We start from the raw sequence: 9,474 nt of genomic DNA on the forward strand, positions 1-9,474 counted from the left end.
GAAGAATGAGCGCTTTGGCAAAAGCGGCTCGCGGCGTCGCTTCACCGTTGCTGGCGGCTGGTTTGCTGGCGGCGATGAGTGGCTGCTCGGAAAAAGCGGCGGAGGCGCCGGCAAAGCCGACCGGCCCCGCCATGATGCCGCAGTCGCAGGTGGTGATGTTCGGCGCCGGGTCCTCGCAGGAGGGCGAACGGCTCTATGGCGAGAAATGCGCGTTCTGCCATGCCGGGCGCAACACCGGGACGATCATGCTTGGCCGTCGGCTGGATCCCGCTACCGCCGAACTGCACAAGCGCACGGACCTGCAGGCCGATTATGTGAAGGCGGTCGTCCGCAACGGGCTGGTCAACATGCCGCCGCTGTCCCGCGTGGAAGTGTCGGACGAGGAGTTGGACAGGATCGCGGCCTGGTTGGCGCGAAACGGGCGGAAATGATGCGGATCGACCGACGCAGATTGCTGCAGGGGCTCGCCGTGCTGCCGGTGCTCGGCGCGCCGGCGGCGGCTCTGCTCCAACCGCGACTTCGAGACGGTGCCGCGCCGCGGTTCATTGCCGATGCGCGGATGCCGGGCGCGCGGGCGCTGGCGGCAACGGCGCGGGGGCAGGGGCTCGCCTTCGCCGATCCGCAGGGCGAGATCGTGACCTATTTCCTGGGCGAAGGGGCGGCGTGGCTGCGGACGCCCGGGCCGATCGTCGGCCTCACCAGCTATACCGACATGATGCTCATGCGCGATCTGGCGCGACAGGCGGGCAGAAGGCTGCATCACGCGGCGATCGATGACAAGGCCGGGGCGCCGGGGGGTGGGCTGGCGCCGGCTCAGGCCAGGCTGGTGGCGACATTGCGCGACGCCCCCGCCGCGCGCGGGCAGCCGCGCGCCTTCGTCTGGCTTGTCTGAGGCTTGCGATTTTCCAGGGGAGGGTAGAACGGGATGGAAGCCGGGCGTTTTGATTTCATCATCGTGGGCGCGGGATCGGCGGGCGCGGCGCTCGCCAACCGGCTATCGGCTGATCCGGCCAACCGGGTCCTGCTTCTCGAGGCCGGCGGTGAAGCGAAGCATCCCTATGTGCAGATGCCGCTTGGCTTCCTGCAGGCGCTCCGTAACCCCGACCTGACATGGCAATTCGCGTCCGAGCCGGAAGCGGCGGTGGACGGAAAAGTCTTTCCCCTGCCGCGCGGACGCCTGCTGGGCGGCTCCTCGTCGATCAACGGCATGGTGCATTTCCGCGGGCATCCCGCCGATTTCGACGATTGGGCGCGGCTGGGCTGCGAGGGGTGGCGCTATGAAGATGTGCTCCCTTACTTCAAACGCTCGGAGGATCACTGGAGCGGCGGTAACGCGTGGCGCGGCAAGGGCGGTCCGATCAGCGTTGCGCCGGTCGATACCACCCGGCTGATGGCGCAGGAGATCCGCGCTGCGGCGGCGCTGTGCGGCATTGGCTACAATCCCGATTATGACGGCGCGGACAATGAAGGCTGCGCCGACGTGCAGATCGCGATCCGGGACGGGCGGCGCTGCGGATCGGCACGGGCCTATCTGGACGACATCCGCGGCAAGCGCGCCAATCTGTCCATCGCCACGCGCGCGCATGCGCGGCGCATCCTGTTCGAGGGGCGGCGGGCCGTCGGTGTGGAATATGAAGCGGGTGGCGAGATCCAGATCGCGCACGCGAGCCGCGAAGTCATCCTGAGCGCGGGAACCTATGGCTCGCCGCATTTGCTGATGCTGTCTGGCATCGGCCATGGCGCGGACCTTCGGGCGCACGGCATTGATGTCGTGCTGTCGCTGCCCGGCGTCGGACGCAATCTCCAGGAGCATGTCCGCCTCGCGCATCAGTATGATGCAACGCCGCCCTACAGTTTCGCGAAGGAACTGCGCTTCGACCGCGCTGCCATGTCCTTCCTGCGCTGGTATCTTTTCGGGACGGGCACCTTCGCCAATCAGATTGCCTCGGCCTGCATTCTTGCCCGCTCGCAGGACGGGCTGGACCGGCCGGATCTGCAGATCATGGTCAGCCCGGTGCGGGTGGACGCGAACATCTGGTTTCCCGGATTCAAGGCACCCAAGAAGGATTGCTTTTACAACGGCATCTGCCTGCTGCGGCCGGAAAGCCGCGGGCAGGTGAGCCTGCGCGATGCCAGCCCTCACAGCAAGCCGCGCATCGAGCTCAACCTCCTGCAGCATCCCGACGACTGGGCAACGCTCAAGAAGGGCCTGGCGCTCTCCCGCCGCATCTACGCGCAGGGCCCGATATCCCGCTATATCGATCGCGAGACGCTGCCGGGACCGGACGTGCAGACGGAGGCGCAGCTTGACGCGATGAAGGCGGAGCTGACCGGCGTGGTCCATCATCCGGTCGGCACCTGCGCGATGGGGCGCGGGCCGGACGCGGTGGTCGATCCCCGATTGCGCGTTCGCGGCATCGAGGGGCTGCGTGTCGCCGACGCCTCCATCATGCCGCTGCTTGTGGGCGCCAACACCAATGCCGCCGCCGTGATGATCGGCGAGAAGGCGGCCGATCTCATCCTTCACGAAACCGCCTGAGGACCCATTCATGGCAGACGCCGAAGCGCCCCGCGACATCCTGTTCGATCGTGCCCGGGCGCGCATTGCCGGACTGAACCGGCATTTCATCGCCGGGCACTGGCAGGCGCAGCAGGGCGGCGCACCCATCCCTGTCCTCAATCCCGCCGATGAGCGGCAGATCGGAGAGATCGCCGCTGGAACCGCGCATGAAGTGGATGCCGCGGTGAGCGCCGCGCGCGCCGCCTTCGATCATCCCGGCTGGCGAGCCATGCCCGCTGCGCGACGCGAGCAGTTGCTCCTCCATCTGGCCGATCTCATCGAGCGGCAGGCGGACGAGATCGCTGCCATGGAGACGCTCGACAATGGCATGCCCTTTGCGCACGCGCGCGGCGCGGTGGCGGGCGCCGTGAGCGCCATCCGCTACAATGCCGGCTGGGTGCGGCGGCTCGGCGGCGAGACCGTGCCGGTCTCCGTACCGGGTGACTGGCATGGCTATACGACGCGCGATCCGCTGGGCGTCGCCGCGCTCATCGTGCCCTGGAATGCGCCGTTCGCGATCACCTGTTCGAAAGTGTCTGCCGCGCTGGCGGCCGGCTGCACCGTCGTCCTCAAGCCTGCCGAACTGGCGCCCATGACTGGACTGCGGCTTGCCGAGCTGGTCGCGGAGGCAGGTTTTCCGGACGGGAGCGTCAACGTCGTCACGGGGCTTGGTTCGGTTGCGGGCGCTGCGCTGGTCGCCCATCCCGATGTGGACAAGATATCCTTCACCGGATCGACCGCAACCGGTCAGGGCATCCTGCGCGCCAGCATCGCGGACTTGCGGCGCGTGTCGCTGGAACTGGGCGGCAAGTCCGCCGTGCTGGTGATGGAAGACGCCGATCTCCGCAAGGCCGTGCCGGGAGTCGCCATGGGCATTTTCGGCAATAGCGGTCAGGTCTGCGCGGCAGGGTCCCGGCTGTTCGTGGCGGATGCCATTTATGAGCCTTTCATGACCGCACTCCTCGATTTCGCGCGTGGGCTGAGGGTCGGGCCGGGTATCGCCGAGGGCGTGGTGATGGGACCGCTCATTTCAGCGCAACAGCGCGACCGGGTACTCGGCTACATCGAGGCGGGCAAACGCGAGGGCGCTACGTTGGCCTTGGGTGGCGATTGCCCGGACGGGCCCGGCTATTTTGTCAACCCGACCATCTTCGTGGACGCGCGGCCGGAGATGAGCATCGTTCGCGAGGAGATTTTCGGCCCGGTCCTGAGTGTCATGCGCTTTGGCGATGCGGACCTCGACGCGCTAGCTCGCGCCGCGAACGACAGCGTCTATGGGCTTTCCGCCTATGTCTGGACGCGCGATCTGGCGGCGGCCCATGGCCTCGCGAAGCGGCTGCGTGCCGGATCGGTGAAAGTGAACGGGGCTGGGATGGAGTTCGCCTTGCCGTTCGGCGGTTTCCGTCAGTCCGGGCTGGGTCGCGAAAATGGCCGCTATGGCGTGGAAGCGTTCACCGAGACCAAGGCGGTGATGATCGCTTACTGAAGCGGGAGCCAAGTCCCTCTGCGTAGAACGACCGGCTCCCCAACGCCCACGGGTGAGCCACACGCCTTGCCGCCTGCGATAATCGCCGGCCCTGTTGCTCATTGACGCCGGAGGCTGTAGGGCCAGGCAAGGCGTGTTCGCCTTCCCACGCTGCCAGACGCCCGAACAAGGCGAGGTGAACAGGGTTTCGACGCGCCGTTTCCGGGGTCGATGAGCCGCCCATTTGCGGATGATGGCAAGCCATCGGATGGGAGAGGTGTTCACGAAGGTCGGCGGGCCGCTGCAAGCGAGTTCGTGTCCAGGGTGAAACGCCACTGACCGTCAGTGAGTTTTTTGACGTCGTCGGCCCGGGTTATCATGTATCAAGGAGAGGGCGTTGCGCCGGCGAGGTTCATTCAGGGCCTGGCAGGATGCAGCGATCGGCGCACCGTATATGGCGAGCAGGACATCCCGAGGGGAGCCTGCGGAACCATAAGCCATGCGGTGCGTATGTTGCGGTGCGGTGGGTCGCATCACTGATCCGCAAAATTGGATCAAATCGTGCTGCTTATGGAGTAAGATGTTGATATATATCGTTTTTCCATGTTACAGTTTAGCCAAAAGTGTAACAGGCAACAAGACGGAATTGCTCCAGATTGCTCTCTATGCCTGATGACCGTTGCGAATTTGCCTGATCCGCTCGGCGGGCAGGCCAGTTCACTGGTCGACCCCTTGCCTCCAACGCATGAATCAACATCCTGATAAGGCGTGAGGAAATGGGGCGTCAGGCGCACGGTCGCCGGAGCCTCCATACCCGCTGGCGTTGCTTGAACCGTACCCCGTATTACCGATCGTTTCGGACCAGATTGTCCATGCCTGACGCCGCGTTCTGACCGTCCTGACCACAAACGGGACGCCAGTTCCCGCTCTTCCGGGCCCGTGGCGTTGGTATAGATCGCAGTGGTCTTGATATCGGCGTGACCCAGCCAGCGCTGTACAAGATTCAATGGAACGTCCGACTGGATGGCGCGCACCGCGAAACCATGACGAAGGCCCTTGGGTGTCGCGAAACTCCCGGCAATACCGGCTTCGCGCATGATTTGGCAGACATGGCGATACGCCGTCATTCGCGACCAGGGCCAAAGTCTCGGACGTTCCAGGACACCCTGTTTCATCCAGTTGTTCAGACTGACAAGCAATTCCGTCGGTAGGGGAATAGCCCGGTAAACGCGCTTCTGCCTCTTCTTGAGGCAACGGATGATGACTTGCTTTGATTCGAAGTCAATGCTCTGATCTGTAAGGGAAAGCGCTTCAGAAATTCGGCAACCGGTGATCGCCAGTATCCAGCAGAAAGCATATGTAGACGCGGAATGTCTTTTAGCTGACCTCAAAAATGCCTTTATCTCGTTATGGGTTAAATATTTTCTCTGACCATCATTGCTATAAACTGTCCAAGACATACCCGAAAACCTTTTCCTATTGATTTTGCATCGCCGAAATTAGGGCGGGTTGCGAAGGTTTGTCGGGAAGTGATGTTACACTTTTGGCTAAACTGTAACAGACTCATCAATGGAGATGGATCGAATCTGGAGGCAATTGATGCCCGGTGCGATCAGGAGATATGGCGAGCCCGGACTGGATAATGTCCGTCTTCTTCGCCGTGGCACGGTGTGTAGCGATAAAGAGGTGGCACGTTTCACGTTACGGGCCGACAATTTCACCCAGGTCCGGCTTGCTTATGGTGAGGAAGCGGCGGCTCTGGCACTGGACGAGCTTGCGGGGCGCGTGAACCGGCTGCTGCGGGGGAGCGGCAGCGCGACGCCGGAACCTGACGGGCGGGTCGATTGCCGGCTCTCCAGCCTTGCGGCGATGGAAGATGCCGCGTGTGCGGACGCGTGCCGGGCCTGGCTCTGGTCCCTCTGCGCCGCCATGTCATGCCTGCCCGTCGAGGCGGGTGAGGGCAACGTCCTCCTGCTGCTCTCGGGTGCATGGGACCTGCCGCCGCCTTCCGTCGCGCCGGAGAACCTGCGCGGCATCGCTCCTTGGCAGCATGAAACCGTCGCAGGCGATGCCGATCGCGCGCCGGGTTCCCGGGCCGAGCGCTACCGCGCGGACATGGCGCTCGCGGTGGACTTGATGAGTGCGATTTCCCCCGATGTGGCGGCCCGGCCGGACGGGGACCGTCTCCTGCTGCTCTGGCAGCCGGTCCGCGATGCGCGGGAACTGGAGGACAGTCTCTATTATGAAGCGCTGCTGCGCATCGTCGACCGGGATGGCGAGAGGCTGTCGCCCCAGTCGACTCTTGGCGCTTTCGAGCGGCTGGGCCTCTCGCGGGTCCTGGATCATCACATTGTCTCCCGCGTGCTCACCGAGCTGGAGCTGGATCCCGACGTCCGTCTCGGGGTGAACATCTCCGCCTACAGCGCGCGCCGTGACCCCTGGTGGGACGACGTGGCACGGCGGCTGCGGGCGATGCCGTCCGTGGCGCGGCGACTTACCATAGAGATCACCGAGACAGCGGCCCTGCCGGATATCTCGGCTGCGGTGCGCTTCGTCACAAGCATGAAGCGGCTCGGCTGCCATATCGCGCTCGACGATTTCGGCGCGGGCTATGCGTCGATCCGGCATCTGCTCGCGCTCGCGCCGGATGTCGTGAAGATCGACCGGGCATTCCTGCAAAGGGCGACCCTCGATGATCGGGGACGGGGCGTCTTCACGCATCTTGCCGGTCTTGCCGCGTCCCTCGCGCCGACCGTCATTGCCGAGGGTGTGGAAACGGAGGATCAGGCGGCGTTGTGCCGGTCCCTGGGCATCGATTGGCAGCAGGGTTATCTCTGGGGTCGGCCGAGCGCGGGGCGCGTCTGGCGGGTTGCGGGCGACTGGAGAAGTGCTGCGGTGCTCGCGCGTCGCAGTGCTGGTCACCTCTCCGTAGCGCCTCCCGCGATGCTGCCGGGCGCGTCGCCTGTTGCGGCGGCCTTCATCGGCCCTGCTGGAGCGGGCGCGTGAAGATGGGGCCGCAGGGCATTGGCGCGCCGGTCGCGCCGGTGGCGGCGTCCCCAGCGGGTGACGAGCTTGCGGAAGACTGGCCGGATGGCGCCGGCTTCTTTCGCGGTTTCATTCTGGCCTTGCCGCCGGCTGGCCTGCTCTGGTGGGGTATCATGAAGCTGATTGCACCGTGAAGAATCGGGTGGGGCCGATCATCGCTGGCGCACCGAGACCGAGGGTTCAGGCCCGGGTGAGGAAGGCCGCGCAGCGTGAAGATACAGGGCATGCAGCCATGCAGCCCATGGAAATTCGATGTTCCTTCGGGTCGCCCCGAAGGCAACGGGGAAGCGGCGATCACCCAACCTCCCACTTGGGCCGCCGCTTCCCATCCCTTGCGCGCTCCGGTGTCCGGCCGGGATGCGTATCCGCGCGTCCGGTCGGCCATCGGCGCCCTTCGGAGGCGACGACCCGGGGGGACAGAGGCGTGATGCTCCTATCTCCAGCCCAATCAACGGGTGCATCACGTCTCGCCTCCGCGGTCGGCGGAGGCAGCGGGAATTGGTCCAAACTGGCGCGGTCTGCGGCCGTGGCCACCCATCGATCTGGTACAGCGCTGTCCGATCCCGGAAATTTCGGAGGGGGATAGTGTTTTTCCACATCATCGGTTCAAAGCGCCTGTCGACTTTCGGTCAGGCGGAGGCGGGAACTTATCTGTGCCGGATCGGCGCGATGGCCCGGCCCGCGCTGGCAGGCCTGGTACTGGCGGCTTGTCCCGCCTTTGCCCAGCAGAGTCCGACGCCGCCGCCCGTGCCCTCCACGCTGGATCCGAACCGGATCCGCGAGAACATCGAGCCGTTGCCGGAGCTGCCGCGCGCCCCCCCGCCCTTGTCGGGACCCGCGAGCGAGCAGCAGGCACCGGAAGCCGCCGCAGCCGCGCGGTTCGTCTGGCGGTCCATCCGGATCGAGGGGGCGCAAGCGCTGCCGCTGGATCGGCTCATGGCGGAATGGGACCATGCCCCGGGCGCCGAGGTGTCCGTGGAAGACGTGTTCCGCTTCGCCAACGCGATCACCCGTCTGTATGCGCGGGAAGGCTATCTGCTTTCCTTCGCCGTGGTTCCCCAGCAGCGGATCGAGGCGGGGGACGTGACGATCCGCGTGGTCGAGGGCTTTGTCGAGGCGATCCGCTTCACGGGCGATCCGCTGCCGGGCGGGCCCGGCGGGCCGGTGGCAGCCCTGGCCGACCGTATCACGCGCGCCCGTCCTCTGACCAATGCGGATTTCGAGCGCTATCTGCTGCTGATCAACGATATTCCCGGCGTTCGCGTCGCTGCCACCGTCTCCGCGTCACCCGGGACGCCGGGCGGTTCGGTCGTCACGCTTAACATCAGCCGGGACAAGGCCGCGGCCGAGGTCGGTTACAACAGCTACCTGCCTTCTTCGCTCGACACGCATGTGATCGGCGGCTCGCTCAACCTGTATGGCACGGTGGCGGCGCGCGACCGCATCCGGATCGACGGATGGAAAAGTGCGCTTGGCGATGCGCATTGGAGTCTCGGCGGCGAATATGCGACGTTCATCGGCACGGACGGGCTCGCGGTCTCGCTATCCGGCTTCTACTCGAACACCGATCCCGTCGCGCCCCTGCTCGAGCTGCTCGATTATCAGGGCAAGGCAGTCAATGTGCGGTTGGCGGCCCGCTATCCGCTGATCCGCTCGCGCGTGCGCAATCTGGATGTCGAGTTCGCCGCGAGCCTCGCGAACAGTGAGTCGGATATCCTCGACGTCGCCGAGATGCGGGATCGGCTGCGGACGGTGTCGCTGGGCGTTTCGTACAGCTTCTCCTCGGGCGACCAGTCCTCCACGGCGATCCGGCTGGGGACCGAGCATGGCCTGCGGGTGCTGGATGCGCGCGGCAACAGCCGGGCCAACGGCGTGCCGGATTACATGGTGCTGACCATGGAGGCGCAGCGGCTCCAGCCGATCGGTCGGGCGCTGGGCGGGCAGATGTCTCTCCTGATGGCCGCGCAGGCACAATATGCGAGCCGGGGGCCGCTGCTGAGCGCGGCGGAATGCAGCCTTGGCGGTCGCAGGTTCGGGCGGCGCTTCGATTCCGGTGAGGTGACGGGCGATCATTGCCTGCTTGGCAGCATGGAGTTGCGCTGGAGCCTGCCGGTCCGACTGGGCGGCGACGCCCCGGGCGGGCTGCAGCTTTATGGCTTTCTGGACGGCGGCACGCTGCGACAGAAGGGTGCGCTGCTGGCCGGAGAACGCCGGCAACGCGGCGCCATGTCCGCCGGGGGCGGCGTCCGGATCGAGACGAGCCGGTACATTTCTGGATCATTCGAAGTGAGCCGCGCGCTCACCGCTCCCACCGGTTCGCCGCTGGAGCGGAGCGTGCGCGCGATGGGAAGCGTCTGGCTTCGGTTCTGAGCCGCGCCGGAAGGCAAAGGGCAGTGAGGTGTTC

At 65.7% G+C, this 9,474-nt stretch carries 8 protein-coding genes; 7 read left to right on the top strand and 1 reads right to left on the bottom strand.

Annotation, left to right across the window (positions count from 1 at the left end):
• Positions 1 to 5 precede the first annotated feature (5 nt).
• Genes SLG_RS05580 through SLG_RS05595 form a run of 4 tightly spaced genes read left to right on the top strand, consistent with a single transcriptional unit; the run spans position 6 to position 4,046 of the window.
• On the top strand, positions 6 to 431 hold the full coding sequence (locus tag SLG_RS05580) for a c-type cytochrome (protein ID WP_014075464.1): 426 nt from the start codon (positions 6 to 8) through the stop codon (positions 429 to 431).
• Positions 428 to 892, top strand: coding sequence for a hypothetical protein (locus SLG_RS05585; protein WP_148276503.1), 465 nt, complete (start codon positions 428 to 430; stop codon positions 890 to 892). The genes SLG_RS05580 and SLG_RS05585 overlap by 4 nt, the downstream gene beginning before the upstream one ends.
• Positions 893 to 925: 33 nt before the next feature.
• On the top strand, positions 926 to 2,539 hold the full coding sequence (locus SLG_RS05590; RefSeq protein ID WP_014075466.1) for a GMC family oxidoreductase: 1,614 nt from the start codon (positions 926 to 928) through the stop codon (positions 2,537 to 2,539).
• 10 nt (positions 2,540 to 2,549) lie between these two features.
• Positions 2,550 to 4,046, top strand: a complete 1,497-nt coding sequence (locus SLG_RS05595) for an aldehyde dehydrogenase family protein (RefSeq protein WP_014075467.1) — start codon at positions 2,550 to 2,552, stop codon at positions 4,044 to 4,046.
• A gap of 533 nt (positions 4,047 to 4,579) precedes the next feature.
• Here the strand turns inward: SLG_RS05595 and SLG_RS20815 are convergent.
• Positions 4,580 to 5,485 (bottom strand): tyrosine-type recombinase/integrase, encoded by a 906-nt coding sequence (locus SLG_RS20815; RefSeq protein ID WP_083853321.1) that lies wholly within the window; start codon positions 5,483 to 5,485, stop codon positions 4,580 to 4,582.
• A gap of 226 nt (positions 5,486 to 5,711) precedes the next feature.
• Here SLG_RS20815 and SLG_RS20275 point away from each other — a divergent pair, with 226 nt between their 5' ends.
• The 3 genes from SLG_RS20275 to SLG_RS05605 all read left to right on the top strand — a co-directional run bounded on the left by SLG_RS20275 (position 5,712) and on the right by SLG_RS05605 (position 9,440).
• Positions 5,712 to 7,031, top strand: coding sequence for an EAL domain-containing protein (locus tag SLG_RS20275; protein ID WP_014075468.1), 1,320 nt, complete (start codon positions 5,712 to 5,714; stop codon positions 7,029 to 7,031).
• Entirely contained in the window at positions 7,028 to 7,204 is a 177-nt protein-coding gene (locus tag SLG_RS21640) for a hypothetical protein (RefSeq protein ID WP_158512684.1), read from the top strand. Before SLG_RS20275 ends, SLG_RS21640 begins: the two co-directional genes overlap by 4 nt.
• 451 nt (positions 7,205 to 7,655) lie before the next feature.
• A complete protein-coding gene (locus tag SLG_RS05605; RefSeq protein WP_051003704.1) occupies positions 7,656 to 9,440 on the top strand; it encodes a ShlB/FhaC/HecB family hemolysin secretion/activation protein in 1,785 nt (594 codons plus the stop codon).
• The last annotated feature ends 34 nt before the right edge of the window (positions 9,441 to 9,474 follow it).

Origin of the sequence: Sphingobium sp. SYK-6 (assembly GCF_000283515.1) — a bacterium.
GTDB lineage: Bacteria > Pseudomonadota > Alphaproteobacteria > Sphingomonadales > Sphingomonadaceae > Sphingobium > Sphingobium lignivorans.